1 protein-coding gene is annotated in these 261 nt (G+C 29.1%); it reads left to right on the top strand.

What is annotated here, in order from left to right:
* Positions 1 to 261 (top strand): Mu transposase domain-containing protein (locus FOF46_RS31180; protein ID WP_420885156.1); only part of this gene is annotated, 261 nt, incomplete at both ends.

The raw sequence follows: 261 nt of genomic DNA, 5'->3' as shown, positions 1-261 counted from the left end.
TTTAGAGTTGTTTGAATCTATAGAGAAACAAGAATTAACAGCCTTACCAGTAGAATCATACAGATTACGACAATATGTAATGGGTACTGTTTATAAAACTTCTCATATCTATATCAGTAAAGATAAACATTATTACAGTGTTCCTTACAACTATATTGGTAAAAAGGTACGTATTATTTACACTAAGGATACTGTTGAGATTTACTTAAAACAAAAACGGATAGCCCTGCATAAAAGAGGATTAAAAAGATATGGATATAC

Origin of the sequence: Aquimarina algiphila, assembly GCF_007489275.1 — a bacterium.
Taxonomy (GTDB): Bacteria; Bacteroidota; Bacteroidia; order Flavobacteriales; family Flavobacteriaceae; genus Aquimarina; species Aquimarina algiphila.
Note: the sequence above shows the minus strand (reverse complement) of the source record. Positions and strands in the feature narration are given on the sequence as shown.